26 protein-coding genes are annotated in these 25311 nt (G+C 66.7%); 11 read left to right on the top strand and 15 right to left on the bottom strand.

The genetic code is table 11. From position 1 onward, the window contains the following. The first annotated feature begins 10 nt into the window (after positions 1-10). Entirely contained in the window at positions 11-1327 is a 1317-nt protein-coding gene (locus tag C6A86_RS21620) for an NtaA/DmoA family FMN-dependent monooxygenase (protein ID WP_233212963.1), read from the top strand. 4 nt (positions 1328-1331) lie between these two features. Here C6A86_RS21620 and C6A86_RS21615 read toward each other — a convergent pair whose 3' ends face one another. The 5 genes from C6A86_RS21615 to C6A86_RS21595 form a co-directional block, all read right to left on the bottom strand. Further along, complete coding sequence (locus C6A86_RS21615; RefSeq protein ID WP_233212964.1) at positions 1332-1955, bottom strand: GntR family transcriptional regulator; 624 nt, start codon at positions 1953-1955, stop codon at positions 1332-1334. A gap of 282 nt (positions 1956-2237) precedes the next feature. Continuing rightward, positions 2238-3341: a 3,4-dihydroxy-2-butanone-4-phosphate synthase gene (gene ribB / locus C6A86_RS21610; protein WP_105362923.1), complete on the bottom strand. Its 1104-nt coding sequence runs from the start codon at positions 3339-3341 to the stop codon at positions 2238-2240. Positions 3342-3343: 2 nt separating this feature from the next. Beyond that, the gene (locus C6A86_RS21605; RefSeq protein ID WP_105362924.1) at positions 3344-4642 is read right to left on the bottom strand and encodes an NtaA/DmoA family FMN-dependent monooxygenase; all 1299 of its coding nucleotides are present in this window, start codon (positions 4640-4642) and stop codon (positions 3344-3346) included. 144 nt (positions 4643-4786) lie between these two features. Continuing rightward, positions 4787-6049: a tetracycline efflux MFS transporter Tet(V) gene (gene tet(V), locus C6A86_RS21600; RefSeq protein WP_233212965.1), complete on the bottom strand. Its 1263-nt coding sequence runs from the start codon at positions 6047-6049 to the stop codon at positions 4787-4789. A 57-nt stretch (positions 6050-6106) separates the two neighbouring features. After that, a complete protein-coding gene (locus C6A86_RS21595; RefSeq protein ID WP_105362925.1) occupies positions 6107-6901 on the bottom strand; it encodes an enoyl-CoA hydratase in 795 nt (264 codons plus the stop codon). Between the two features lie 113 nt (positions 6902-7014). Between C6A86_RS21595 and C6A86_RS21590 the strand changes: the two genes are divergently transcribed. From C6A86_RS21590 to C6A86_RS21580, 3 genes are read left to right on the top strand one after another with little or no spacing between them, the layout of a single operon-like run. Next, positions 7015-8097: a CaiB/BaiF CoA-transferase family protein gene (locus C6A86_RS21590; RefSeq protein WP_105362926.1), complete on the top strand. Its 1083-nt coding sequence runs from the start codon at positions 7015-7017 to the stop codon at positions 8095-8097. A gap of 34 nt (positions 8098-8131) precedes the next feature. After that, positions 8132-8887, top strand: a complete 756-nt coding sequence (locus tag C6A86_RS21585; protein ID WP_311100851.1) for a 3-hydroxyacyl-CoA dehydrogenase — start codon at positions 8132-8134, stop codon at positions 8885-8887. 8 nt (positions 8888-8895) lie between these two features. Beyond that, complete coding sequence (locus C6A86_RS21580) at positions 8896-9897, top strand: nitronate monooxygenase family protein (protein WP_311100850.1); 1002 nt, start codon at positions 8896-8898, stop codon at positions 9895-9897. 93 nt (positions 9898-9990) lie between these two features. Here the strand turns inward: C6A86_RS21580 and C6A86_RS21575 are convergent, their stop codons facing one another. The 3 genes from C6A86_RS21575 to C6A86_RS21565 form a co-directional block, all read right to left on the bottom strand. Further along, entirely contained in the window at positions 9991-11427 is a 1437-nt protein-coding gene (locus tag C6A86_RS21575; RefSeq protein ID WP_311100849.1) for a DUF222 domain-containing protein, read from the bottom strand. Then, positions 11402-11680 (bottom strand): hypothetical protein, encoded by a 279-nt coding sequence (locus tag C6A86_RS21570; RefSeq protein WP_105363406.1) that lies wholly within the window; start codon positions 11678-11680, stop codon positions 11402-11404. Before C6A86_RS21570 ends, C6A86_RS21575 begins: the two co-directional genes overlap by 26 nt. A 270-nt stretch (positions 11681-11950) precedes the next feature. Next, positions 11951-12073 (bottom strand): hypothetical protein, encoded by a 123-nt coding sequence (locus C6A86_RS21565; RefSeq protein ID WP_105363407.1) that lies wholly within the window; start codon positions 12071-12073, stop codon positions 11951-11953. 422 nt (positions 12074-12495) lie between these two features. Here C6A86_RS21565 and C6A86_RS21560 point away from each other — a divergent pair, with 422 nt between their 5' ends. From C6A86_RS21560 to C6A86_RS21550, 3 genes are read left to right on the top strand one after another with little or no spacing between them, the layout of a single operon-like run. Beyond that, positions 12496-14772, top strand: coding sequence for an MMPL family transporter (locus C6A86_RS21560; RefSeq protein WP_105363408.1), 2277 nt, complete (start codon positions 12496-12498; stop codon positions 14770-14772). Continuing rightward, the gene (locus tag C6A86_RS21555; RefSeq protein WP_105363409.1) at positions 14773-15453 is read left to right on the top strand and encodes a TetR/AcrR family transcriptional regulator; all 681 of its coding nucleotides are present in this window, start codon (positions 14773-14775) and stop codon (positions 15451-15453) included. After that, positions 15450-16079 (top strand): bifunctional 2-polyprenyl-6-hydroxyphenol methylase/3-demethylubiquinol 3-O-methyltransferase UbiG, encoded by a 630-nt coding sequence (locus C6A86_RS21550; protein WP_105363410.1) that lies wholly within the window; start codon positions 15450-15452, stop codon positions 16077-16079. Before C6A86_RS21555 ends, C6A86_RS21550 begins: the two co-directional genes overlap by 4 nt. Here C6A86_RS21550 and C6A86_RS21545 read toward each other — a convergent pair. Beyond that, a complete protein-coding gene (locus C6A86_RS21545) occupies positions 16076-16792 on the bottom strand; it encodes an NAD-dependent deacylase (protein ID WP_199196193.1) in 717 nt (238 codons plus the stop codon). The genes C6A86_RS21550 and C6A86_RS21545 overlap by 4 nt on opposite strands. Positions 16793-16828: 36 nt before the next feature. On the opposite strand from C6A86_RS21545, the gene C6A86_RS21540 reads away from it, so the two are divergent. Further along, on the top strand, positions 16829-17194 hold the full coding sequence (locus tag C6A86_RS21540; RefSeq protein WP_105363412.1) for a GntR family transcriptional regulator: 366 nt from the start codon (positions 16829-16831) through the stop codon (positions 17192-17194). Here C6A86_RS21540 and C6A86_RS21535 read toward each other — a convergent pair. Further along, positions 17191-18408 carry a CdaR family transcriptional regulator gene (locus C6A86_RS21535; RefSeq protein WP_105363413.1) on the bottom strand — a complete coding sequence of 406 codons (1218 nt, stop codon included), beginning with the start codon at positions 18406-18408 and terminating at the stop codon, positions 17191-17193. The two genes, C6A86_RS21540 and C6A86_RS21535, sit on opposite strands and share 4 nt — an antisense overlap. 100 nt (positions 18409-18508) lie before the next feature. On the opposite strand from C6A86_RS21535, the gene C6A86_RS21530 reads away from it, so the two are divergent. Then, the gene (locus C6A86_RS21530; RefSeq protein ID WP_105363414.1) at positions 18509-19975 is read left to right on the top strand and encodes an NAD(P)/FAD-dependent oxidoreductase; all 1467 of its coding nucleotides are present in this window, start codon (positions 18509-18511) and stop codon (positions 19973-19975) included. On the opposite strand, the gene C6A86_RS21525 is transcribed toward C6A86_RS21530, so the two are convergent. The 3 genes from C6A86_RS21525 to C6A86_RS21515 are packed head-to-tail and all read right to left on the bottom strand — an operon-like array spanning position 19950 to position 22143. Continuing rightward, complete coding sequence (locus tag C6A86_RS21525) at positions 19950-20783, bottom strand: class I SAM-dependent methyltransferase (protein WP_105363415.1); 834 nt, start codon at positions 20781-20783, stop codon at positions 19950-19952. The genes C6A86_RS21530 and C6A86_RS21525 overlap by 26 nt on opposite strands. Then, positions 20780-21313: a DUF1697 domain-containing protein gene (locus tag C6A86_RS21520; protein WP_105363416.1), complete on the bottom strand. Its 534-nt coding sequence runs from the start codon at positions 21311-21313 to the stop codon at positions 20780-20782. The genes C6A86_RS21525 and C6A86_RS21520 overlap by 4 nt, the downstream gene beginning before the upstream one ends. Then, positions 21313-22143, bottom strand: coding sequence for a class I SAM-dependent methyltransferase (locus C6A86_RS21515; protein ID WP_105363417.1), 831 nt, complete (start codon positions 22141-22143; stop codon positions 21313-21315). The genes C6A86_RS21520 and C6A86_RS21515 overlap by 1 nt, the downstream gene beginning before the upstream one ends. 31 nt (positions 22144-22174) lie before the next feature. Between C6A86_RS21515 and C6A86_RS21510 the strand changes: the two genes are divergently transcribed. Then, positions 22175-22618, top strand: a complete 444-nt coding sequence (locus C6A86_RS21510; protein ID WP_105363418.1) for a PPOX class F420-dependent oxidoreductase — start codon at positions 22175-22177, stop codon at positions 22616-22618. Positions 22619-22636: 18 nt separating this feature from the next. Continuing rightward, positions 22637-22810: a DUF5302 domain-containing protein gene (locus C6A86_RS21505; RefSeq protein WP_105363419.1), complete on the top strand. Its 174-nt coding sequence runs from the start codon at positions 22637-22639 to the stop codon at positions 22808-22810. Here the strand turns inward: C6A86_RS21505 and C6A86_RS21500 are convergent. Further along, on the bottom strand, positions 22807-24081 hold the full coding sequence (locus tag C6A86_RS21500) for an acyltransferase (protein WP_105363420.1): 1275 nt from the start codon (positions 24079-24081) through the stop codon (positions 22807-22809). The genes C6A86_RS21505 and C6A86_RS21500 overlap by 4 nt on opposite strands. Positions 24082-24109: 28 nt before the next feature. Next, positions 24110-25249, bottom strand: coding sequence for an MFS transporter (locus tag C6A86_RS21495; RefSeq protein WP_396835374.1), 1140 nt, complete (start codon positions 25247-25249; stop codon positions 24110-24112). Positions 25250-25311: the final 62 nt, after the last annotated feature.

Genomic DNA, 25311 nt, shown 5'->3' with positions numbered 1-25311 from the left:
GAGGCCCGACGTGGATGGTGACCCGAGGATGCACCTGGCCTGGTTCCTGGGCAACGGTTTCGGTGTGCACGACTGGAAGAGTCAATGGCGCGGCACGGCCGCCACGGATTGGATGAACGGCGAGTTTCACGTCGACTTCATCCGCGCGCTCGAACGGGCCTGCTTCGACTACCTGATCATCGAGGACTCCGCCTATGTGCCCGACGGATACGAGAACTCGATGCGGTATTACCTCCACAATGCGCGTGCGGTGCCGAAGCACGATCCGGCGGTGCTGGCCACCGTGATGCTCAGCGCGACGCGCCGCATCGGCGTCGTACCCACGCTCGCGGTGACCGAGTATCAGCCGTACCAGCTGGCCCGATTGGTCGCGACGCTGGACAACCTGTCCGCCGGCCGGGCGGGGTGGAACATCGTGACGGGCAGCTCGGACCGGGCGGCGCAGAACTACGGCAAACAGGGCCAGCCCGCACACGACCTGCGCTACGAGATGGCACAGGAGATGACCGATGCCGTGTGCGCACTGTGGTCTTCGTGGGACGCCGACGCCGTGGTCGCCGATCTGGAGGCCGAGATGTTCGCCGACCACACCAAGGTCCATCCGGTGGACTTCAACGGCCGGTTCTTCCGCAGTCGTGGGCCGCTGAACACCGCGCCGCCGCCGCAGGGGCGGCCGGCACTGGTCCAGGCCGGCGGATCGTCGGCCGGGCGTGCCTTCGCCGCCAAGAATGCGGACAGCATCATCGCCGCCGCGACGTCGGTGGAGGAGATGAAGGAGTACCGCGACGACGTCCTCGCCCGCGCGGCGGAAGCGGGGCGGAATCCGGCCGAGGTCAAGGTGTTGTTCCTGTGTACGCCGTATCTGGGGGAGACCCACGCCGAAGCGGTGGACCGCAAGAAGCGCCACGACGACGAGGTATGGGAGAACCCCGAGGCCGGACTGGCGGGCCTCGGCTTCATCACCGACATCGACTTTTCGCCCTACGACGTGGACACCCCGTTGCGGGACCTGGCAGCGACATTCGAGACCAACGGACACCAGAGTTCGCTGGCTGCGCGTCTGGGGGATCCGCGGCGCACCCTGCGAGAAGTCGCGGCCCAAACCCATGCCATCGAGCCAGTGGGGACTCCTGCCGAGGTGGCTGACGAGCTGGGCAAGATGATGGGCGAAGTTGGCGGTGACGGCGTGCTTTTCGTGGCCGGCCCGCTCAACCGGCGCGTGGTTGCCGAGATCACCGACGGCCTGATACCTGAGCTACAGGCACGCGGCCTGGCGCGGACCTCCTACGAATCCGCGCAGCTGCGGGGAAATTTGTCGAGCTTCTGAACGTTCACGTGGTGCGACGGGCCATGGCGCTGAACGCGACTCGGTCACCGCGCAGCCGGAGCTGTGAGAGTGCCCGTGGCTGTCCGTTGTGGTCCTCGAGGACGTCCTCGAGCCAGATCAGCGGGGCACCGACGTCGACACTCATCAGGTCGGCGGTCTGTTCGTCGGCGGTGACGGCGCCGACCGTAGTGCGGCTGGGGCCTATGCGAATCCCGAGTTGCCGCTCCAATATCGCGATGACGTCCTGCCCCTCCACATCTATGTCGTGCGACTGACTCTCGCTCACGGCGATGTAGCCCACCGTGACCCCGATCGTGATCCCGTCGTGCACCATGAGGCTTTCGATCATCAGGACGTCCCACCCGTCGGGCAGCCGCAGTCGGTCGCACACCACCGGCGGGCGGCCAACCGGCCGGCATTCGATCGTGCGGGTTTCGAGAGGGGCAGACGGCTCGCGGGCGAGCTGATCCATCGTCTTGAGCTCGTCTATGGGCAGGAGCAGCGAACCGGCGGCACGGGTCCCCTTCTTGGGCTCGCGGGTGACCAGACCCTCACGCGCCAGTTGCTGCAGCACCGCCCGGACCGTGCTGCGGCTCGCCGAAAGCGCTTCGGTGAGCTCGTGTTCCACGAGAAGCAGATTCCTGCCGGTCGACATGAGGGTCGACCGCAGGAGGTCATAGGTGCGCCGCTGCGAGTTGTTCAGCCGATCGGGGCTGTGGCGCTGTCGTTGGTAGATCACCTCAGGACGGGTCGAACCGGCGTGGTGGAACCTCGGCCTGCACACCCCGTACGGTTCGCCTGCTGACACCATGGTGCTCCGATCTTCACAACCCCCGCTCGCACATAGAAGCAGTGGTTTGTAAACGCGGTCAGCCGAGCGTGCTTCGCCAGGGTTACATCACTTCTTGTGTCAGGCAGGTAGCGGCAGCGTTTCGACGACCTCGAGACCGTAGCCGGCAAGGCCGGTCCGGGTGACCTGGTGGTTCGTCAGCAGGCGCATGCGCCCTACCCCGAGGTCCGCGAGGATCTGGGCGCCCACCCCCTGATCGCGGACGTCCGTGCCGCCGTGCGGGTCTGCGTGGCCACGCAGGTAGAGCACGACTCCTCGGCCTTCGGCAGCGATCATCCGCATCGCGTACCCCAGTTGGAGCTCGCAGTCACAGCCCTCCGAACCAAAGACGTTGCCGGTCACGCACTCGGTGTGAACGCGTACCAGTGTCGGCAAGACCCCCGGCTCCGCAATATCTCCCATCACCAGGGCGAGATGCTCGCGGCCGTCGAGCACGGAGAGAAATCCGCACGCCCGGAACACCCCGTACTCGGTGGGAAGCCGACTGGACGCCCTGAATTCGACCAGCCGTTCGGTACTGCGCCGGTACGCGAGCAGATCCGACATCGCGACGATGGGCAGCCGGTATTTGGCAGCGAACAGGCGCAGCGGTGTCCCGCGCAGTGCCGCGCCCTCGTCGTCCACCACCTCACAGATCACCGCGGCGGGTGGCAATCCGGCCAAGCGCGTCAGGTCGAGTGCCGCCTCGGTGTGACCCGCCCGGCGGAGCACGCCGCCCTCGACGGCGCGCAGTGGGAAAACGTGGCCAGGTCGGTTCAGGTCACCGGGCTTGCTGCTGGGATCGGCGAGCACCGATATGGTCCTGGCCCGATCAGCTGCGGAGATTCCGCTGCCGATTCCCTTGCGGGCATTCACCGATACCGTATAGCCGGCCCCATTCGGGTCCTCATTGAGCGCCACCATCGGCGGAACGTGCAGCCGGTCGAGGTCGGATGCCGGCATCGGGACGCAGAGGATGCCACTGGTGTGGCGCATCATGAATGCCACTCGCTCGGGTGTGGCGTGTGCGGCGGCGAGCATGAGATCACCGTCATCGTCCGGCTTTTCGGTGTCGATGAGGATGACCATGCGGCCCGCTTGCAGGGCCGCGACCGCCGCGTCGACGGCGCTCCGGGCGGGGTCGTCGTCACCGGGACCAAGCGGCCACGCTTCGCTGACCGGCATGCTCAGAACTCGCGCAGGTGATCGCGAAGCATCGCGGTGGTGTAGTCGGAGCGGGTGAGACCGCGTTTCTGCAGTTCCGGCACCAGCCCGTCGGTGATCTCGGTGACGTAGCGACGGTTCAGGCGCATCACCGGGCTGGTGATCAGGAAGCCGTCGCCGCCGACCTGTTCCATCACCGAGCCCATTTCCTCGGCGACTTCGGCAGGTGTTCCGACGAACTGGACATTTCCGGAAAGACCACTGCCGGTGACCAGTTCACGCAGCGTCTTGTCCTTTCCGCGGGCCATGAAGCTCTCCAGGGAGCCCCGCTCCCCGTTGGTCGACACGTCCGGCAATGGCTTGTCGAGGTCGAAGGTGGAGAAGTCGATCTCGGTGATCGACGAGATCTCGGCAAGCATGTACTCGATGTACAGCGGATCGTTGAACCAGCGCTCCTGCTTCGCCAGAGCCTCTTCGGTGGTGTCGCCCACGATTGGCGAAACAAGGTACAACACCTTGCAATCCGCCGGGTCCCGACCGTTTGCCGCCATGCGATTCCGGATGTCGTCGCGGTAGTCCTTCATCGCCTGGATGCCGTTGGCGGGTGCCACGATGGTGTCGGCGTGCTGCGCGGCGAGCTCACGGCCGGGGGGAGAGGCGCCGGCCTGAGCGATGGTCGGGCGGTACTGCGGGGAGGGCGCGGTGTTCAGCGGACCGCGGCATTTGTAGTACTTGCCCGCGAAATCTACGGTGTGCACCTTCTTGTAGTTGGCGTACGTCCCGGTCAGATGGTCGCGCTCGATCGCGTCCGGTTCCCACGACTCCCACAGCTTGGTGCAGAGTTCGAGGTATTCGCTGGCGCGTGCGTAGCGCTCGTCGTGCTCATACAGCTCGTCGAGCCCGAAGTTCTGGGCTGCCCGGTCCTCGGCGGAGGTGACCACGTTCCAGCCGAACCGTCCGCGGGCGATGTGGTCCACCGTGCTACAGAGTCGGGCCAGCAGGAATGGCGGGTAGAAACTGGTCGACATCGTCGGGATGACGCCGAGCCGTGAAGTGGCGGAGGCCATCAACACTGCCAGTGGCACCGGATCGTGTTTGGGGTTCACACCGTGCTTGAGGTCGTACTCCATGGTGCCGCCGTAGGCCGTCGACACCATCAGCTTGTCCTCGATGAGCACGTAGTCGAACTTCGCGCGCTCCAGATCGCGGGCCATCTCGACATAGAACTCTCCGGTGAAATCACGCGCCCCGTCACCCCAGGTCCCGTCCCATTCGTCGGCGACGAAGTTCAGGAACCACCCCAGATGGAACTTGTTGGTCATGTGCCAAGACAAGTAGACAGGCGTTTCTGGTCGGTGTCGTCCTGGTACCGCGGGAATTACGCGGGTGATGCCGGGATCCTGGCGCTGGCGCCGTGGATCGTCCGGTCCGCGTTGGCATGCCGTCGCCGCTGTTCGGCGGCCGGTTCACCACCGGTCGAGCGGATGCTCGATCTCGTCGCGATACATGCGCGCCGACAGGTAGGCAACCGTGGCCACCACCACCGGCGTCATACCGGCGACCAGGAAGATGACTTCCATCGAGATCACCTTCGACAGCGGCCCGGCAATGGCCATCGACACGGGCATGAAGGCCAGCGATACAAAGAAGTCCAGGCTGGATACTCGGCCCAGCATCGCCGGTGGCACCCGGCGCTGCAACAGCGTGCCCCAGATGACCATGCCTGCCCCGTCGGTGATGCCGACCAGGAAGCTGGCCACCATCATCCATGCGAACGAATGCGTCCAACCGATCACCACCAGCGGCAGCGAACCGGCACCCCACATGACCATCATCACCGTCAAGTAGCGTCGTGGCAGCTGCCAGGACGACACCCCGAGCGCGCCGAGTGCGCTGCCGACGCCGAAAGCGGCCAGCACGAACCCGAACATCTGAGCACCGTGTTCGAACCGCTCGCCGGTGATGAAAGGCAACAGCACCTCGATGGGGCCGATCACCACCAGCACGAAGACGCTGGCGAACAGCAGGGTGGCCAGCAGCCACGGTGTGCGGACCATGAACCGAAAGCCCTCGCGCAGATCGGTCAGCGGGTTCGACGTGACCGGCGCTTCCGTCCGGGTTCGCACGCCGCGGGTGGCGACCAGCAGGATCAGGCTGGTCGCGAACAGGACGGCCACCACCACGGTGCCGACCGCGGGGAATGTTGCGCCGATGAGCAGACCTGCGGCCGCAGGCCCGGCGGCCCGTTGCAGAACCGGGCGCATCACCCCTTCGACGCCGTTGGCGGCCAGCAGTTGCTCGGGTGGCAGGATCCGCGGCAGATAGGCGCTGTAGGCGGGGAAGAAGAAAGCGGCGGCAATGCCGAGCAGTGCAGCCGCCACAGCCATGTGCCACACCCGCAGGGTGCCCAGCAATGAGAGTGCGGCCACCGTTGCCACTGCAACGAGATTGACGACTTCCACCGCAATGATGATGGAGCGCTGTGGGATCCGGTCGGCGGCGATGCCGCCGACGAGGACGAAAGCCACCAGGCCACCACCGAGACACGCTGCCACCAGGGACAATGTCGCCGGATCGTTGTCCAGGGCGATCACCTGAAGGGCCATCACCACGGCCCACATGCCCTCGGCCAGGATCGTGATGGACACGGCGGCGATCAGCAGTCGGTACTCGCGGATCTTGAAGGGTGCGAGTACCCGCCAGCCGTGACCGTCCAATTGCGTACTCACCCATAGATGGTCGCGGACGGTGGCGTGTCAGTCCATCGATTTTCCGCGGGTGCGAGGTCAGGAGTCGGTGAAGGTGGCCCGCCGGCCTTCCTGGAACGCCCTGGTGCCTTCGGCGAAATCCGGCGAGGTCAGCAGGATCAGCTGGCCCTCGCGCTCACGTCCGATCGCTGCTTCCAGCTCGGTGAGCGTGGCGTCGTTGATGGCCTGTTTGGTCTTGCGCAAGGCGACGGCGGGTCCGCCGGCCAGGGTGCTGATCACCTCGGCCACGGCCGCGTCGAGGTCCTCGGGAGCGTGCACCGAGGTGACCAGGCCCCAGTCGTAGGCCTCGGCCGCGGTGATGCGCTCGGCCAGCAGTGCCATCCGCTGCGCGCGGATCCGGCCCACCGCGGCCGCGATCAGCGCCGACGCGCCACCGTCGGGCATCAGTCCGATCTTGGTGAACGCCAGCATGAAAAATGCCTTCTCCGAGGCGAGTACGACATCACAGGCGATGGCCAGCGAGACGCCGACGCCGGCGGCCGGTCCCTGCACCACCGAGACGACGGGCTTGGGTAGCGCGACGATGGAACGCACCGCCCGGTTGGCGGCATCGAGCACCACCTCGGGTCCGTTGACCGATTTGGCGGACACGTCCTCGGCGCTGATGCCGGCACCGGAGCTGAAACCGCGGCCCGCGCCGGACAACTTCACGACGCGGACCGCGGGATCTGTGGCGGCCGCCTCGAGAGCGTCGGCGATACCGGTCAGCATCGCCTCCGACAGCGAGTTCAGGCTGTCGGGCCGGTTCAGCGTCACCGCCAGCACGCCATCGGCGAGCTCCACGGTCAACTGCTCGATGCTGCGATACGTCATCTGTACGCCCTCAGGTTTGGCGGGTGGGTGACCCGCGGCCGGTCGACTTGGTTATACAAGTAAGCTATGTCGGCGGTCAACTACTCAGTACTCAACGGCGAAGGACGGTAGGCATGGCGGGACCACTGCAGGGAATGCGAGTTGTGGAATTGGCCGGCATCGGGCCCGGCCCGCACGCAGCCATGATTCTGGGAGACCTGGGGGCCGAGGTGGTGCGCGTCGATCGCCCGACGGCCAAGAACGGCGCCGTCTCGGATGCGATGCTGCGCAACCGGCGCTCGGTCACCGCGGACCTGAAATCCGATGAGGGACGCCAGTTTGTCCTTGATCTGGTCGCCAAGGCCGACGTGCTGATCGAGGGCTTCCGGCCCGGTGTCACCGAACGCCTCGGCCTCGGACCCGAGGACTGCGCCAAGGTCAACGAGAAGTTGGTCTACGCCCGCATGACCGGGTGGGGCCAGGACGGTCCGCGAGCGCTGCAGGCCGGTCACGACATCAACTACATCTCTCTCAACGGTGTGCTGCACGCGATCGGCCGCAAGGGTGAGCGCCCGGTACCGCCGCTGAACCTGGCCGGTGACTTCGGCGGTGGGTCCATGTTCCTGCTGCTCGGCATCCTGTCGGCGCTGTGGGAACGGCAGACCTCGGGCAAGGGCCAGGTGGTCGATGCCGCGATGATCGACGGCTCCAGCGTGCTGATCCAGATGATGTGGGCGTTCCGTGCGCAGGGCGTGTGGAGCGACGAGCGCGGCACCAACATGCTCGACACCGGTGCCCCGTACTACGACACCTACGAGACCGCCGACGGCAAGTACTTCGCGATCGGCGCGATCGAGCCGCAGTTCTACGCCGAACTTCTGGCCAAGCTGGGCCTGGACCCGGCAACGCTGCCCGCACAGAACGACATGGAGCGCTGGGAAGAACTGCGGGCCATCTTCACCGAGGTGTTCAAGACCAAGGATCGCGATGACTGGGCCGCCGTGTTCGCCGGCTCCGACGCCTGTGCGACACCCGTGCTCGCGTTCGGCGAGGTGCTCGACGAACCGCATATCGCCGACCGCTCGACGTTCTACGAGACCCAGCACGGCCTGCAGCCGATGCCGGCCCCGCGGTTCTCGCGCAGCGAGCCCGCCGTGCCGAGCCCGCCACCGCTGATCGGCGCGGACAACGACGCCGTCCTCAAAGACTGGGCCTGACAGCCCCAACCTTCAACGAAAGGAACTGCAGCACGTGGAAATCAAGGATTCGGTAGCCGTGGTCACCGGTGGGGCCTCGGGCCTCGGCCTGGCGACGACCAAGCGACTGCTCGACGCCGGCGCCTCCGTCGTCGTCATCGACCTCAAGGGTGAGGAAGCGGTCGCCGAACTGGGCGAGCGCGCCACGTTCGTCGCCGCCAACGTCACCGACGAGGATGCGGTCAGCAAGGCCCTCGACGTGGCCGAGTCGCTCGGCCCGGTACGCATCAATGTCAACTGCGCCGGCATCGGCAACGCGATCAAGACCCTCGGCAAGGACGGACCGTTCCCGTTGGACGGCTTCCGCAAGGTCGTCGAGGTCAATCTGATCGGCACCTTCAATGTGCTGCGGCTGGCCGCTGAGCGGATCGCCAAGACGGAGCCCCTGAAGGGTGAAGAGCGCGGCGTCATCATCAACACCGCCTCGGTCGCGGCGTTCGACGGACAGATCGGCCAGGCCGCCTACTCGGCGTCCAAGGGCGGGGTTGTCGGGATGACCCTGCCGGTGGCTCGTGACCTGTCGCGCAGCCTGATCCGCGTCTGCACCATCGCGCCGGGTCTGTTCAAGACCCCGCTGCTGGGCTCCCTGCCCGAGGAGGCCCAGAAGTCCCTCGGGCAGCAGGTGCCCCACCCGGCACGCTTGGGCGACCCGGACGAGTACGGTGCGCTGGCCGTGCATATCGTGGAAAACCCGATGCTCAATGGCGAGGTCATCCGGCTGGATGGCGCGATCCGCATGGCACCGAGGTAAGGACTGATATGTCACTGGTCACCAAGTTCACCGAGGCGTTCGGTGTGCAACATCCGATCGCTCAGGGCGGTATGCAGTGGGTGGGTCGTGCTGAGTTGGTCGCGGCCGTGGCGAATGCGGGTGGTTTGGGTTTCATCACCGCGTTGACCCAGCCGACTCCGGCCGATCTGGCCAACGAGATCGCCAAGACTCGGGATCTGACCGATAAGCCGTTCGGGGTGAATCTGACGATCCTGCCGTCGATCACCCCGCCGCCCTATGACGAGTACCGCCAGGTGATCGTCGACTCGGGGGTGAAGATCGTGGAGACCGCGGGATCGAATCCGGCGCCGCATCTGCCGATGTTTCATGGCAACGGGATCAAGGTGCTGCACAAGTGCACCTCGGTGCGCCACGCGGTCAAGGCGCAGACCCTGGGTGTGGATGGCATCAGCATCGACGGTTTCGAGTGTGCGGGTCACCCGGGTGAGGACGATGTTCCGGGACTGGTGCTGATTCCGGCGGCGGCCAGGGAGATCGAGATCCCGATGATCGCCTCGGGTGGTTTTGGTGATGCGCGCGGTTTGGTGGCTGCGTTGGCGCTGGGTGCCGATGGGGTGAACATGGGTACCCGGTTCATGGCGACGGTGGAGTCCTGTATTCATCAGAACGTCAAGGATGCGATCGTGGCCACCGATGAGCGGGGTACTGAGCTGATCTTCCGCAGCCTGCACAACACTGCGCGGGTGGCGTCCAACGCGGTGTCGCGTGAGGTGGTCGACATTCTCAAGGGTGGTGGTCAGTTCGAGGATGTCAAGGATCTGGTGGCCGGTGTGCGGGGCCGCAAGGTGTTCGATGACGGAGATATCGATGCCGGGATCTGGACTGCGGGCACGGTGATGGGTTTGATCCACGACATCCCGACGGTCGAGGAGCTGATCACGCGGATGGTCAGCGAGGCCGAGGACATCATCATCGACCGGCTGGCCGACATGGTGAACATCGAGGAACCGGAGCAGGCCACCGCCTGATACGGAGGTCTTGACCCCGAGCGCACAACCGCCCGGTCGAGGCCGCGAGGAAACTCGCGGTGTTCGATCGGGCGGTTCTCGTTGCGCCCGTTGTCAAAAGGGCGGTGGGTCGCTGCCGTTGTCGGCGATTTCGAGGGCGCGTTCGAGTTGGTTGCGTGCGCGTTCGGTGTTGATGCGCTGGGCCCGGTCTTGGGCGCGGGTGCGTTGTCGGACCGGCATCTTGGTGTCGCGGTCGGTGTCGTCGATGAGGGTGATCGCGCGTTTTCGCGGGATGGGCGTGTCAATGTTCCAGTGCGGGAACAGGATTGCCGCGCCGGGGGCTTTCTGGTAGCTGTGCCCGGTGGGTGCGCTCCAGTGGATGCTGCCGTCGGGTTTCGCGGTGGGTGTCCAGCCGCTGAAGGTTTTGACCAAATGATGCAGACGGCATAGCGGCGCCAAGTTGCCTGGGTGGGTGGCTCCGGCCGGCCACGGGGTCAGGTGGTCGAGGTCGCAGCGGTGCGCGGCCCGGTTGCAGCCGGGGAAGCTGCAGGTCATGGCCCGCATGCGGACGAACGCGGTCAGCGCGGCCGAGGGCCGGTACTGCCGTTCGGCGGGTAGATCGGCGATCTCGGCGAGGGGTTTGATGGTGGCGCCGGCGGCGATGAGTTCGGCGAGCATGGTGGCGGGGATGATGGCGCCATCGAGCGTGACCCCGGGGCTGGGGTTGCAGGCCACGGGTGCTGCAGGCTCGGTGCTGGCCGCGGGCGCGGCAGTCGCAGGGGGCTTGGTGCTGGCAGCCGGCGCGGCAGGCTCGGATGGTCCAGCGGGTTCGGACTTCGCGGCCGGTGTCTGCGGCTCGTGTTCCGGTGCGGCCGGCTCAGTCCCCGCAGTCTCAGGGGGTTGCGGTGCGGCGGGCTCGGAGTCCGGGGTGCCCGCAGCGCCGGGCGTGCTCTGCGGCGGGGTGTCCTCACCCGCGGCCGGCACCTGGTCGGTGAGCGCATAGATGGTGATCGCGCCCGCGCGCGGATCCTTCCCGCTGCCCGCACAACCGGTATCCCCGCACTCACAGGCCAAGCGCTCCAGCGCCGGGCCGACCACACCCAGGGCGGCCAGGGCGGCGGCACGCAGTTCGCCGCGGCGGCGGGGATCATTCGAGCAGACGGTGTCGGCCAGGTCGTTGAGGCGCTGCTCCAGGATCTTCTTGTCGGTGATACGCAGCCTGCCCCAGAACGAGGCGACACCGTTGGGGTCGTCCTTGTCATCGAATTCGACGTAGAGGTCCTTCGCGGCCCGCCGGGAGCGGACCACGGCGTCGGGGTCAAATTTCTCCACCCACAGATCCACCGCGCCGATCAGTTGCTTCTCCGAATGCGCCCCATACTCGCCCGCTTCGCCGGAGATGGCGGTGTCGATCAACCCCAGCGCGTCCTCGTCGACGACCAGATGGGTGCGCCAAGTGATCGCATCGATCACCGTCGCCGAGATCGCACCGGTGGCGAACAGGGCCGCGGTGCGGGGTAGCCGGTCACGCAACGCCTGGGCGATGCGCATCTGCTTGGACGCCGCGTACGGATTCAGGTTGCAGGCCGGCCGCGACCGCGGCCTGGGCCCACGCCCAGCCATCGATCACCTGGTGGGCAACCGTGTCGTCCTCGTCATCGCATTGGCGGGCCACCACCTCGCCGATCAACGCCAACCGCGCCGCGGCCGCCATAGCCTCGGTCTGGGTCGTGGTGGTGACCGCGGCGATGAGCGCCTCATCGCTCAGCTCCGCGAGTGCGCCACGATTCAACGCTTCGAACATGTGTTCTATATTACTCGCGCCCCCGACGCGAGTCGAAGATAGTTTTCGCAAGCTGTGGATAAGTGCGGCGGCCCGCGTGGGCAGCGCCTGGAATCGGCGCAAGCAGCGCGAGCGGGGGAGGGGCGGCCTCGTCTGGGAGACAAAAAACCGCCCGGTCGAACCCACGGAAAACTCCGAGTGGTCGGTCGGGCGGTTCTCGTCGTGCTTGGTCGGCGGGGCGGCTTCCGGCCGCTCACGTCGGCCGGAGAAGCCGGTAAGCGCGTGCTGCGGTCAGACCGCAGCAGCGAGATCGGGGAACTGTTCCGAGGTATCACCCTCGACCAGGACGTCCCCGTGGTACAGGGCGTCGAAATCAACCTTGATGACATCTGCGTTGGTGTCGTCGATCCACATGCCATGAAGCGTATGGGTGGTGATTAAGAGATCATTGAGCCCAGCTTGCGAAAATCGTGGCAATTCTTACCGCCGGGTAGGTTTAGGCTGCTGGCGCGCTGGGAACGCGGTTTTCACCTCACCGAATAATGCCTTCTGAGCTGCATGTATTCGGGCGAGTCGGACACCTGTCGAAACGCCGGAAAGTTTGCCGGGACCCCCGGTTGCACCCCGCGCCTCAGCAAATTCTTACTGACGAGTAGCCCATGCCGGGCACGTCGCTGTGACGTGAGTGACAAAAGTGACTGCTGTGGCTACTGGGATGAAGCAGCACAAGTGAACCAGGCGGTCCGCGGCACCGTGTCATCACCGGGATCGTCCGCGTTGACCACACGACTTACCCTTGTTAACTTAACGGCGATAGGACTTCGAAGGGAACGATCGTGCTGAACCGAATCGCTCAGCTCGCCATGGCCGCCCCCCGCCGGGTGCTGGCCGTGACGGTGCTTGTCATGGTCGCCGCGGCGATCTTCGGCATCCCGGTCGCGAAGACGCTGTCCGCGGGCGGCTTCCAGGACCCGACTTCGCAGTCCTCGCAAGCGACCGCGCTGCTCACCGAGAAGTTCGACCAGGGTGATATGCAGCTGCTCATCACGGTCACGTCCGCCGAGGGCGTCGACAGCCCGGCCGCCACCGCGGTGGGCACCGAGATCGTCACCGCCCTGGAACGGTCGCCGCATGTCGCGCAGGTGTCCTCCGCGTGGACAGCGCCGCCCGCGGCGGCTGTCGAGCTGATCAGCAAGGACAAGAACTCGGGGCTCGTTGTTGCCGGCATCACCGGTGGAGAGAACGACGCGCAGAAGTACGCCAAGGCGCTCTCGGACGAGCTCGCCCATGACCGCCCCGGCGTCACCGTGCGATCCGGTGGGACGGCCATGGTCTACGCGCAGATCAATGCGCAGACCGAACGGGACCTGCTGCGTATGGAGGCCATCGCCATCCCGTTGAGCTTCCTGGTACTGGTGTGGGTGTTCGGGGGGCTGGTGGCAGCCGCGGTGCCGATGGCCGTCGGCGGAATGGCCATTCTCGGATCGATGTCGGTGCTGAGGCTCATCACGTTCACCACCGACGTGTCGATCTTCGCGCTGAATCTGTCCATCGCGATGGGCCTGGCACTGGCCATCGACTACACCCTGCTGATCATCAGCCGTTACCGTGACGAACTCGCCGACGGCGTGCCGCGGGACCGCGCACTCGTCCGCACCATGGCCACCGCCGGACGGACCGTGGTGTTCTCGGCGACCACCGTCGCACTGTCCATGGTGGCGATGTTGCTGTTCCCGATGTACTTCCTGAAATCGTTCGCCTACGCGGGAGTGGCCACCGTCGGCTTCGCGGCGCTGACAGCGATCGTCGTCACCCCGGCGGCGATCTGGTTGCTCGGTGATCGGATGGACGCGCTGAACGTGCGCTCGGTGTTCCGCCGTGCCGAGCGCACCGAGACGAAGCCCGTCGAGCAGCAATTCTGGTACCGGTGGACCCGACGGGTGATGGGCCGAGCCCTCCCACTCGGGTTGACGGTCGTGATCCTGCTGCTGGTGCTGGGAGCGCCGTTCCTCGGCGTGAAATGGGGCTTCCCGGATGACCGGGTGCTGCCGGCGTCGGCGTCTGCGCATCAAGTGGGTGATCAACTCCGCGACGACTTCGTCGACAACTCGGCCACCGCGGTCACCGTTGTCGTGCCCGATGCACAGGGACTGAGCCCGGCCCAGTTCGAGGACTACGCCGCCGCGTTGTCGAAGGTGGTCGACGTCGCCGCCGTCTCGACGCCGACGGGCGCATTCGTCGGCGGCAACAAGGCCGGACCGCCGGTCGCGCCGACCGGAATCGCTGACGGCAGTGCGTTTCTCACCGTCAGCAGTACCGCGCCGTTGTTTTCCGACGCTTCGGAGAACCAGCTCGACGCGCTGCACGCGATCGCGGGTCCGGGCGGGCACGCCGTGCAACTGACCGGCATCGCCCAGGTCAACCGGGACAGCGTCGTCGCGATCACCGACCGGCTGCCGTGGGTGCTCGGGCTGATCGCGGTCATCACCTTCGGTCTGCTTTTTCTGCTCACCGGCAGTGTCGTGCTTCCGGTGAAAGCCATTGTGCTCAATATTCTTTCGCTGACCGCGGCGTTCGGTGCGTTGGTGTGGATCTTCCAGGAAGGCCACCTGTCTGCGCTGGGCACGACCCCGACCGGCACCCTGGTGGCCAACATGCCGGTGCTGCTGTTCTGCATCGCGTTCGGGCTGTCGATGGACTACGAGGTGTTCCTGCTCGCCAGGATCCGGGAGAACTGGCTGGCGTTGCGTGCCGCGGGTGGCAATACCGCGCGGGTGGACAACGACACCGCGGTGGCGCTGGGTCTGGCCCGCACCGGCCGGGTCATCACCGCCGCGGCGCTGGTCATGTCGATATCGTTCGCGGCACTGATCGCGGCCGAGGTCTCGTTCATGCGGATGTTCGGTGTCGGACTCACGCTGGCCGTACTGGTCGACGCCACCCTGGTGCGGATGGTGCTGGTGCCCGCGTTCATGCACGTCCTCGGGGGGTGGAACTGGTGGGCGCCCAAACCGCTGGTACGGCTGCATGATCGGATCGGGATCAGCGAATCGGGTGAGCCCGAGCCGGAGAGTCACAAGAGGATGCCCATGACGGTATCGGACACTGGGTAAGTGTCGTCCCCACCACTGCGACGTCGGCGGGCCGCGCGCGGCTCCGGCGAACAGCTTCGCGACGAGATCCTCGACGCGACCACCGAACTGTTGCTGCAGACCGGGCACGCCAAGGCGGTGTCCATCCGCGCGGTGGCGCAGCGGGTGGGCGTGACGTCACCGTCGATCTACCTGCACTTCGCCGATAAGGACGCGCTGCTGGACGCAGTATGCGCACGCTATTTCGAGCGCCTCGACGAGGAGATGCAGCGGGTAGCCGCCGGTCAGACCTCGACCATCGAGGTGCTGCGCGCCCAGGGTCTGGCCTATGTCCGCTTCGCGCGGCAGACCCCGGAGCTGTACCGCATCGCGACGATGGGGGAGGGCAATCCCGGGAGCGATGTCGACATGACCCTGGCCAGTTCGGCTTTCGTGCACATGCGCACCACGATCGAAGCGCTGATCGAGGAGGGTGTGTACCCACCCGGAGATTCGACCGCGGCAGCACTGGAGCTGTGGAGCGCTGCGCACGGGGTGGCGGCGCTGCTCATCGCCAAGCCCTACCTGCCGTGGGGCGATGTCGAAGAATTCACCGACCGCGTGCTGCGGTCGATATGCTGCGGACACATCGCGACGGGCTACATCGGGGCTGACGTGGCCGCGGGCGAGGCCGTCGAGAAACTCAAGGAGCTCAAAGCATGAGTGATCTTGTCGACAACCCCTTCTTCGCCCGGCTCTGGATGACGATGTCGGGTCACGAGCCGGAATCGCTGCGGCGGTTGCGGGTGGCCAACCTGGCCGGACTGACCGGCCGCGTTCTCGAGGTCGGTGCCGGGACCGGCACCAACTTTGCCCACTACCCGGCCGGTGTCACCGAGGTGATTGCGCTGGAGCCCGAGCGGCGGCTCGCCGAAGTAGCCCGTGACGCCGCCGCCTCGGCGCCGGTGCCGGTGATCGTCAGCACCGCCGCCATCGAGGAGTTCGGCGCCGAAGAATCGTTCGACGCCGTGGTGTGCTCGCTGGTGCTGTGTTCCGTCGACGACCCTGACAGCGTTGTGCGTCAGCTGTATTCGATGCTCAGACCGGGCGGGGAACTGCGCTATCTGGAGCATGTCGCCGGTGTGGGGCTGCGGGCGACGCTGCAGAAGGTGGCCGACGCAACGGTCTGGCCGCGGCTGCTCGGCAATTGCCACACGCACCGCAACACCGAGGCGACCATCGCGGCGGCAGGCTTCTCGGTGGACGGGTCGCGCCGCGAGCAGACGCTGCCGGGGTGGCTGCCGGTGCCGGTCTCCGAGTTCGCGATCGGGCGTGCGATCCGGCCCTAGCGGCCCAGGAGTGCGGGCAACCGCTGTAGTAGCTGGGGCAGTGCGATCGCCGAGGTTTCCCGGACCACCGCGGTGGCGGCCTCCGACAGCGGAGTGGGCTGCGGATTGACCTCGATCACCGGGATTCCGTTGGCCAGCGCGGCTTCCGGCAGTCCCGCCGCGGGATAGACCACCGAGGACGTCCCGACCACGATCACCACATCGGCCTTCGCGACCGCCTGCACCGACAGGTCCCAGGCGTCATCGGGCAGCCCCTCGCCGAACCACACCACGTTCGGTCGGACAAGGCCACCGCATGAGCAGCGCGGTGGATCGATGACCTCCACTGGTTCGGGCATCGCGGGCAGTTCGCCGGTGTACGGCGATCCACACCGATCGCAGCGGAACTCGAACAGGCTGCCGTGCAGGTGGTACACCCGGTTGCTGCCGGCCCGCTCGTGCAGGTTGTCCACGTTCTGGGTGACCACATGCACCTCGGCGTAGTCCTCCCAGGCCGCGACCGCATGATGGCCGGGGTTCGGGTCGACCGCGCCCATCATGTAGTGCCGCCACAGATACCAGGCCCACACCCGTTCCGGGTGGCGCTGCCAGCCGTCGCTACTGGAGATCTCGTAGGGGTCGACGTTCGCCCACAGACCCGTCTCGACGTCGCGGAACGTCGGCACCCCGCTCTCTGCGGACATGCCTGCACCGCTCAGCAAGGTCACTCGCACCTCACCAAACTATCGTGTGTGCGACATACTGGGCACGTGGGAGGTCTGGGGGAGTGGGTTCGGCTCGATCAGCACGCTGGCGCCCCGCTGTTCGATCAGTTGCGGACGCAGATCATCGACGGCGTGCGCGACGGCAGACTCACCCCCGGCACCCGGCTGCCGACCGTCCGTGATCTCGCCGGTCAGCTCGGTCTTGCGGTCAACACGGTGGCGCGGGCCTACCGCGAGCTGGAGGCCGCCGGTGTGCTCGAAACCCGAGGCCGGTTCGGCACTTTCGTCGCGCGGGTCGATCCCGCCGACAATGCGATGGCCGCCGCCGCGCACGCGTTCGCGGAATCCGCACGCGCACTGGGCATCGGCAAGGACGAGGCGTTGCGCTATCTGGACGCTGCGTTCGATTAGACCCGGCTTTCCGTCAGCCCCGTCCAGCGCAGCACGTCGAGTGCCACGGCCACGCTGATGCTGTGTTCGGCCAGCGGCTGCGGCAGCAGTTCGTCGGCGCGCGCCAGCCGCCGCAGCAGGGTGTTGCGGTGGGTGTAGAGTCGCGCCGCCGCGCGCGAGGCGTTGCACTGACTGGCGACGAATACCCGTACCGTGTCCTGCAATTCGGTGCCGGCGCTGGCGAGATCGCCCAGTACCCGGGCGACGAATTCGGTGCTGCGGTCGGGATCTGCGGTGACCAGCGAGACCACCTCGACATCGGTGAACCGGGCAACCTGCTGCCGGGAATGCAGGCGCGCCATCATCTGCTGGGTGGTGATCGCCTCGAAGTGGCTGCGCCGGAACCCGTCCACGCCCTCACCCGTGGTTCCGACCGCGACCCGGATGTCGGCGGCACCGGCCGAGGCGTCCATCGCGTCGAGATCGATACCGCCCGGAGTCCACACCCACCGGGTGGCGCTGCTGGCCAGCACGCTCAGCGGCCGCCCGCCGCCGGCGCGCGCGATGGTTTCGGCGGCGCGGTCCAACCGGGCCAGGTCGCCGTCGTGGGTGTCGGTCCAGATGACGGCCGCGGTGTGGTTGCCGGTGAGCGCGTACCCGAGGCGTTGTTCGGCACGGGCGCGCGGTATGGGCGCGCCGTCGAGCAGCAGGGCGATGGTCTCCCGTCGTTCGGCGTGGCTGCCGTGCGTGAGTTCATCGCGCTCCAACTCGATCTGCGCGGCGATACCGGTCAACGTCGCATCGACGAACGCACTGATCGAGCGCGAGCACACCTGTAACAAGTCGTGCAGTTCGGCGGCATCGGAGGTCAGCTCGAAGGCAATCTCCATCAGCCGGCGCCAGGCCACGCCCTCGCCCACCCGGTACGCGTCCAGTGGGAACGCATTCACCCCGCGACGCACCAGTTCCCGGGCGATGCTCAGCGGCTCCGGCCCGGTGTTGGGCGGCACCGGCGCGCCAGGGTCGCGGACGTTGGCGCTGGCCCAGCACAACAGGTTGGCGCGGTTGCTGCGGCTGACTGCGGCGGCCAGCTCAGGATCGGCGGCGATGGCCGGACCGGCGGCCAGCACCGCCCGGTCGAGTTCGTCGAGCCATTCGGGGCGGGCATTGACGACGATCTGGGCGCATTGCCGGATCAAGTCTCTGACCCGCGGGGACGGCGGTTCTTCGGCCATGCCGTCAGCGTAGGGTGGTGGTGCACTCTGCACCATCGATACGCCGATATGGGATCTTCTGACCTGGATGGAAGACCGCTCGTAGCGCGACGATCAACGCATGGAAACGGTTGATGTGCTCATCGTCGGAGCGGGGATCTCCGGTATCGGAGCCGCCTACTATCTGCAACGCGAACATCCCGAACGCAGCTTCACCATCCTGGAGTCCCGCGGTGTCACCGGTGGCACCTGGGATCTGTTCCGTTACCCCGGGATTCGCTCGGACTCGGACCTGCACACCTTCGGCTACGAGTTCAAACCGTGGCGCGACGAACACGCCATCGCGACATCGGACAAGATCCTGGCCTACCTGCGCGAAACGGTGGACGAGAACGGCATCGAACAGCACATCCGGTTCCACCACCGGGTCCTCGGCGCGGCCTGGAGCAGTGCGGACGCCCGCTGGGTCGTCGACGTCGAGTGCGACGGCGAGTTGACCCAGCTGAGTGCCAACTGGCTGTTCTGCGCCGGCGGCTACTACCGCTACGACGAGGGCTTCACCCCGGAGTTCGAGGGACGCGAGCGGTTCACGGGCCAGATCATCCACCCCCAGCACTGGCCCGAGGACCTCGACTACACCGGTAAGAAGGTGGTGGTGATCGGCAGTGGCGCCACCGCGGTGACCCTGGTGCCGTCGATGGCCACCACCGCCGGACACGTGACGATGCTGCAGCGTTCGCCGACCTACGTCATGCCGGTGCCGGCCAAGGACGGCTTCGCCAACACGGCGCGCAAACTGCTCGGCGAAGATCGCGGGTACGCGCTGGCGCGCCGCAAGAACATCGTCAAACAGCGTGCGGTCTATACGTTCTGCCAGAAGTATCCGACCGCCGCGCGCCGGCTGATCCGCCGGATCAACGCCGCAAAACTGCCCGACGGTTACCCGGTCGATGAGCACTTCAGCCCGAAGTACAACCCGTGGGATCAACGGTTGTGCGCGGTGCCCGACGGTGATCTGTTCGAGGCCATCAGCAACGGCAGCGCCTCGGTGGTCACCGATCGGATCTCGCGCTTCACCGAGAACGGTGTCCTGCTGGAGTCCGGTCGTGAACTCGACGCCGACATCATCGTCACCGCCACCGGGTTGAACGTTCAACTCTTCGGCGGGATCACCCTCACCGTGGACGGCGAACCGGTCGACTTCGCCCGGACCGTGGCCTACAAGGGCATCATGCTCAGCGGGATCCCGAACTTCGCGTTCGCCTTCGGATACACCAACTCGTCGTGGACGCTGAAGGTCGGGCTCTTGTGTGAGCACTTCTGCCGGCTGCTCAGCTACATGGACGATCACGGATTCGCTCACGTACGTGCCGAACTCGATGATCCGGCGATGCCCACCAAGCCGCTGCTGGACTTCGCGGCGGGCTATGTGCAGCGTGCGATCAACGAGATCCCACGCCAGGGCGTGCACGGTCCGTGGCAGATGACGATGAACTACACCGTCGACGCCGATGTGCTGCGCAACGGGCCCGTGCAGGATGCGGCGCTGAAGTTCGGTGCCGTCAGCCGAATTCCAGCCGCGTTGTGACCCCGCGCAGCTGATCGATCACCGGGAGTCGGTAGGACGCCCAGATCAGCGCGTTGAGCACCGTGCCACGGCCTTCCGGCAACTCCACATCGTGCGCCGCCCGCACCCCGGGGATGGTGTGCGCCAGGTCGGCGGCCTGCGATACCGACAGGCTGAACGGCATCGGTGGCACCGTGTACCGCAGCGAGGGGCGCAGCAGACCTTGACGCGCCCACCATGCGAACCAGTGGGGCGGCAGGTCGAACATCACCTGTCCGCCGGGAAAACGCTTGGCGCATTCGGTGATCAGCGCGAGCGCTTCGGTGGGCTGCAGGTACATCAGCAGGCCCTCAGCGGTGATGAAGACGCCCTGGGAATCGTCGACGTCGTCCATCCAGCTGAAGTCCAGTGCGGACTGTGCGCTCACCGAGATGCGTTCCGAAGGCGGCAACAGCTTCTCCCGGACCGCCACGACAGGCGGGAAATCGACCGTGTGCCAACGGAAGTCGTGTCCGACGTCGCAGGCGTCGAGCCGGTAGAAGCTGGTCTGCAGACCCTCGGCGAGTGCCACCACCGTCGCCGACGGATGCGCGCGCAGATAGTTCTTCGTCTCGCGGTCGAAAGCCAGCGCGCGTAACGCCATGTCCTGGCGTTTGGCCGATCCGAACTTCCCGAAATCGAAGTCGATGCCGTCCACCAGGTCGACGGCCACCGGGTCGTCGATGATCCTGTCGGCCCGGCGGGCTTCGGTCGCGCGGACCAGCAGCGTCAACAGTGCGGTCTCGGAAACTCCGGTCAAGGTGCTGGCATCGGCTCGCGGGGTAGTCACCGTGTCGAATGTACCGATGCGAGGACTTTGTCCAGGGTGCGCAGGTTGCGGGTGGTGGTCGAGGACTTGTAACGCTTTCTGCCCATCGTCTTGCCGATCGCGGAGTTCAGCGTCGACGATCGGGCCACCTGCCAATAGAGCACTCCGTCCCCGCGGGCGGCGGCCTCCCCGGCCGCAGCGGCCAGCGTCGTCAGTTCTTCCAGCACATCGGCGTCGCTGACGAAGGTGACGTAGGAGTGATGCTCGGGAACCTCGCGCTCGAAGGGATAGTTCTCCGATATGTCCCGGACGGTGTCGACCGGATACGCGAGTACCCAGGCGTCGTAGCCGAAGCTCGCCCGCAGCGCGGCTTCGGCGTTCATGCGGACCGCGTCCGCCGATGATGAGCTGTTCAGCAGCACGTTCCCGCTCGCCAAGATCGTCTTCACGTCGGTGAATCCGGCCGCGGTGAACACCGCCGCCACCTCCGCCATCTTGAGTGTGACGCCGCCGACGTTCACACCGCGCAGGAACGCGGCATACCGCGTCATCAGCCGAACTCCAGCAGGGTGACACTGGGCCGGGCCCGCCGGAAGGCGCCGATACGGTCCAGCGTCGACAGACTTGCGAGCTTCCACAGTCCGCGACCGGGTGGCAGCGAGACATCGCGGGCGCTTCGTACCCCGTCGATGCTGCCGGCCAGCGCGAGCCCCTCATCGGCGGTCATCGCGAACGGCATCGCCGGGGTGAGGTAGCGGTCGGACAGTCGCAGCCCGGACAGGGTGCGGCGACTGAACCAGTGCGGGATCGAGTCGAACATCAGCTGCCCGCCCGGGAAGCGGGCCGCGCAGTCGGCGATCAGGCTCAGTGAATCCTCGGGCTCCAGATACATCAACAGACCTTCGGCGGTGATGAACACCCCGTCGTCGGTTTTCACCTGGTCCATCCAGCTGCGGTCCAGCGCGGACTGCGCCAGTTCGACAATCCGGTCATTGCGCGGCAGCAGTCGGCGGCGCAGCTCCATCACGGGTTCCAGATCGATGGAATACCAGGTCAATTCGTCGGCGACACCGGCCCGGGCCAGCCGCCAGAAGCTGGTCTGCAGGCCTTCGGCCAGCGCCACCACAGATGCCTTCGGGTGCGTCGTCAGATAGTCGATGGCCGCCGCGTCGAACGCCCGGGCCCGCAAGGCGTGCGATTGGTTGGGTTTCCCGAATTTCCGGTAGTCGTATCTGATGGCGTCGAACAGGGTGACCGCCCACGGGTCGCGGATCACGCCGTCCGAACGTTTGGCCTCGGTGCCGCGATTGTGCAGGGTCCAGAGCGTGGTCGCGGACACGCCCCCCAAACTTGTGCCGTCGATACCCGTCAGACCACTCATGTCCCCGATCGTAGAGTCGTACTCTCGTGTGATGGGGCGCCAGGTTTTCGACGACAAGCTGTTGGCATTGATCAGTGGGAACTCGCTGGGGGTGCTGGCCACGGTGAAGAAGGACGGGCGACCACAGCTGTCCAACGTCTCGTACTGGTTCGACGCGCGCAATGTCGCCCTGCAGGTATCGGTGACCGAACCGCGCGCCAAGACCCGCAATTTGCGCCGCGACCCGCGTGCCTCCATCCACGTGTCCTCCGACGACGGCTGGGCCTACGCCGTCGCCGAGGGGGACGCCGTGCTCACCCCACCTGCCGCGAACGCGGGAGATGACACCGTTGAGGCGTTGATTGCCTTGTACCGCAACATCGCCGGTGAACATCCGGACTGGGACGATTACCGCCGGGCCATGGTCGATGACCGGCGGGTGCTGCTGACCCTGCCGATCAACCATCTGTACGGGATGCCGCCCGGGATCAGGTGAGAAGGCTAGGCTGTCGGTATGGCCGACGAGACTCCCGAAGACGACACCAAGCGCAAGTTCCGGGAGGCGCTGGAGCGGAAGAAGACGCAGACCGCGGACGGCGTGTCACATGCCGAAGCCGGCCGTAAACAGCCGCGCGGCGCGCACGGCCCGGTGGAGAACCGTCGGGAGTTCCGCCGCAAGAGCGGCTAACGCGACAGACTGCGGGCACCGACGAGCGCGCCCAGCATCAGCGCGACGCAATAGAGCCCGAGCCCCTTCATTCCCCAGCCCACCGAGGCCAGGGTGGCCGCACCCGCGAGGCACAACAGCGCGCCCACCGTGGCGCTGCGCACCCCGGATTCGCCGACCGTGCCGCCGTCCCAATACGGCAGCGGATTGTTCTCCAGCGGGCGCAGGGCCACGAACAAGGCGGTGACCAGTACGGCCATCACCACGAGCTGGACGATGCTGAGCGCGACGAAATGCGGTTGCCCCGGGTAGCGGGGCAGCCCCATCAGATCGAAGGCCAGGTGCATACCGAGCAGCGCCGGGATGTGCCACAGGTACAACGTCATGGCGCCGCTGTTGCCGATCGCCGTCAACCACCACACCCGCGGACGCCGGGCCCACCGGCCGATGCCGGGCGCGGCGGCAATCGCGAACGCGCACATCATGATTGCGTGGCCGGCCAGCAGCAAAGACGGCGGCGCCATGTTCTTCAGCTGTTGGCCCTCGATGCCGACCAGGCTGGGTTCGTACGGTCCGAACCGCACGAGCGCGAGATTGATCGCCAGCATCGACACCCCGAGGACGGCCGCGTTCGAAGTGGTGAGCAGCCGGTACCGGTAGGCGACACCGAACATGCCGGGCACCAGCCATACCGCAAGATTGGCGTAACCCAGCCAGTTCCAGCTCGGTTCATTGATCCGGATGACATCGATGACGGCGACCGATGCGTACAGGGTGGCGACGGCGGCGACCAACCGGCCCGCGGTGTTGATCCGGGTGAGCAGCGGAACCGCAGCCAGTACAAGGACATAGGCGCCGAGGAACCAGAGCAACTGGATCGAGATACCGGCGATCGGCTCGTACACGTGCACCGGGAGCGCGCGGTGCGCCACCATCAGCGCCACCGTCCAGAACGCCAGGTAGTAGAACACCGGACGGTACAGCCGGGTGCAGCGTTTGAGCAGCCAGCCGCCCCAGGCGCCGGCGTAGGTGTGCGCAGAGGCCGCCACCCCGGCGAAGAAGAACAGCGGCATGATCTGGAATACCCAGGTCAGGGCCTGGAACACCACTGATGTGGTGAGCAGGTTTTCCCAGTGGAAGACGCCGTCGCGGATGATGCTGGTGGCCATGACGGTGTGCCCGATGACGACACCCACCAGTGCGGTGATGCGGATGACGTCGATGGCGCGGTCCCGCTCGGGCGGGGTGCTCGCCGCCACCTCGGCGACCGTCGGGAACGCTGCGATGGCCATGATCCGAATCTAGCTGCGGAGACCGATGTCAGGCCTGAGTAGAACCACTCAATCGGGCCTGGTGCCTGCTCTGCAGCAGGATCGCGACGAGGCAGCCCAGCGACAGCACCGCCACCGCGGCGGCAAAGCTCACCCCGGCGGCGCGTAGCCCCCAGGCCTGCGCGGCAAACCCCACGCCGACCACCGGCACCGAGATCGCCACGTAGCCCACCACGAAATAGGTCGAGCTGATCTCGCCGCGTTGCTTCGCGGGCACCTGCTCGACCACCGCGGCCAGGCCCCGGCTGAAGCTGATACCCTGCCCGGTGCCGGCTACCACGGCCGCGACGATGATCCCCGTCAGCGACGAAAAGGTCAGGGCGACAGCCAGAATCACCATGCCCACCACCAGGATCGCGCAGCCCCAGGCGACCGCGGTGGCCGGGACGATGCGGCGGCCGGCGAGCTGAGCGACGGCGGAGGCCAGGAATATGGACCCGGCGATGGCGCCGGCGACGGCATGGTTGGCGATCCCGACGACGTCGGCGACGAAGGACGGTGCGATCGCGGCGAAAAGGCCCGTCACGGCGAAGCCGGCGAACGCGGCGGTGGCTGCTGTCAGGAACACTGCGCGCACCTCGGCGGGAACGGTGAGACGCTGCAGGCCGATTCGACCGGTGCGCGGCGAGGTTTCCGGCGCGATGAGCACCGCCCCCGCCGCCAGCGCAGCCAGCACGATGTGCACGACGAACGGCAGTGTCAGCGGGTGCGGCACGTATTCGGCGAGCGCGCCGGCCAACACCGGACCGATACCGAGGCCACCGATGTTGACGATGGTGGCCACCATCGCGGCGCGCTCCCGCTGCGCGGTCGGCAGCGCCTCGACCACCGCGGCGGTGGCGGTACCGGTGAACAGTCCCGCCGACAGACCCGACAGGAAGCGCCCCACGAGCAGCATCGCCACGCTGTCGGCGGCCAGGAACACCACCGCGCTGGCGATCGCGAAGGCCAGGCCGGCCAACAGCACCGGGCGCCTGCCGAGGACATCCGACCACCGCCCGAAGAGCAGCAGTGCTGCCAGCACACCCAGCGCGTAGACCGCGAAAATCACCGTCGTGGTGAGGACGGAGAAGTGCATCCGCTCGGCGTAGAGCGCATACAGCGGAGTGGGCAGGGTGGTGCCGACCATCGCGGCGGCGAAGGCATAGGCCAGTGCTGCAAAGGCAAAGGACCGGCGGCGGGTGTTCACTC

The organism is Mycobacterium sp. ITM-2016-00316 (assembly GCF_002968335.2).
Lineage (GTDB): Bacteria > Actinomycetota > Actinomycetes > Mycobacteriales > Mycobacteriaceae > Mycobacterium.
This window is presented reverse-complemented; position numbering and strand designations above follow the sequence as displayed.

Coding starts and splice junctions, on each gene's coding strand:
- C6A86_RS21590 (WP_105362926.1), top strand. CDS start 7,015: ATGGCGGGACCACTGCAGGGAATGCGAGTTGTGGAATTGGCCGGCATC.
- C6A86_RS21550 (WP_105363410.1), top strand. CDS start 15,450: ATGAGTGATCTTGTCGACAACCCCTTCTTCGCCCGGCTCTGGATGACG.
- C6A86_RS21575 (WP_311100849.1), bottom strand. CDS start 11,427: ATGCGCATCGCCCAGGCGTTGCGTGACCGGCTACCCCGCACCGCGGCC.
- C6A86_RS21580 (WP_311100850.1), top strand. CDS start 8,896: ATGTCACTGGTCACCAAGTTCACCGAGGCGTTCGGTGTGCAACATCCG.
- C6A86_RS21500 (WP_105363420.1), bottom strand. CDS start 24,081: ATGGCCATCGCAGCGTTCCCGACGGTCGCCGAGGTGGCGGCGAGCACC.
- C6A86_RS21605 (WP_105362924.1), bottom strand. CDS start 4,642: ATGACCAACAAGTTCCATCTGGGGTGGTTCCTGAACTTCGTCGCCGAC.
- C6A86_RS21565 (WP_105363407.1), bottom strand. CDS start 12,073: ATGTGGATCGACGACACCAACGCAGATGTCATCAAGGTTGATTTCGAC.
- C6A86_RS21515 (WP_105363417.1), bottom strand. CDS start 22,143: ATGAGTGGTCTGACGGGTATCGACGGCACAAGTTTGGGGGGCGTGTCC.
- C6A86_RS21530 (WP_105363414.1), top strand. CDS start 18,509: ATGGAAACGGTTGATGTGCTCATCGTCGGAGCGGGGATCTCCGGTATC.
- C6A86_RS21505 (WP_105363419.1), top strand. CDS start 22,637: ATGGCCGACGAGACTCCCGAAGACGACACCAAGCGCAAGTTCCGGGAG.
- C6A86_RS21570 (WP_105363406.1), bottom strand. CDS start 11,680: ATGTTCGAAGCGTTGAATCGTGGCGCACTCGCGGAGCTGAGCGATGAG.
- C6A86_RS21535 (WP_105363413.1), bottom strand. CDS start 18,408: ATGGCCGAAGAACCGCCGTCCCCGCGGGTCAGAGACTTGATCCGGCAA.
- C6A86_RS21510 (WP_105363418.1), top strand. CDS start 22,175: ATGGGGCGCCAGGTTTTCGACGACAAGCTGTTGGCATTGATCAGTGGG.
- ribB (WP_105362923.1), bottom strand. CDS start 3,341: ATGCCGGTCAGCGAAGCGTGGCCGCTTGGTCCCGGTGACGACGACCCC.
- C6A86_RS21595 (WP_105362925.1), bottom strand. CDS start 6,901: ATGACGTATCGCAGCATCGAGCAGTTGACCGTGGAGCTCGCCGATGGC.
- C6A86_RS21495 (WP_396835374.1), bottom strand. CDS start 25,249: ATGGTCGGCACCACCCTGCCCACTCCGCTGTATGCGCTCTACGCCGAG.
- C6A86_RS21520 (WP_105363416.1), bottom strand. CDS start 21,313: ATGACGCGGTATGCCGCGTTCCTGCGCGGTGTGAACGTCGGCGGCGTC.